Source organism: Bacillus sp. SIMBA_008, assembly GCF_046535495.1.
GTDB classification, from domain to species: Bacteria; Bacillota; Bacilli; order Bacillales; family Bacillaceae; genus Bacillus; species Bacillus subtilis.
Map to the genome: position 1 here is coordinate 1 of NZ_JAWRWL010000675.1, position 262 is coordinate 262.

Below are 262 nucleotides of genomic sequence, written 5' to 3' on the forward strand. Positions count from 1 at the left end.
GGATGAACACCGGGCCGCTGGCGCGGTAGGGCGAAGCGGCCGGCTGGTGCCAGTAAGGCAGCAGCAGGAGCTCCTCGCCGGCGGCCGCGTCACGCAGGCTGATCCGGCAGGGAAAGCCGGTCTCGCTGCTGGCGATGCAGCGAATGGCACCGTGCGCGGCCAGGGCGGCCTCGTCGAGTTCGAACAGGGGACGCAGTGGTTGCGGGTCGATGCCGGAAAGCTGGAAGTCGGCCATGGCGGATGTCCTGTAAGGCGGGCATCG

Annotated in this window: 1 protein-coding gene; it reads right to left on the reverse strand. The window is 69.8% G+C overall.

Going from position 1 to position 262, the window contains the following annotated elements:
• Positions 1–235 (reverse strand): DUF1203 domain-containing protein (locus SB658_RS24935; RefSeq protein ID WP_410603094.1); only part of this gene is annotated, 235 nt, incomplete at its 3' end.
• Positions 236–262: the final 27 nt, after the last annotated feature.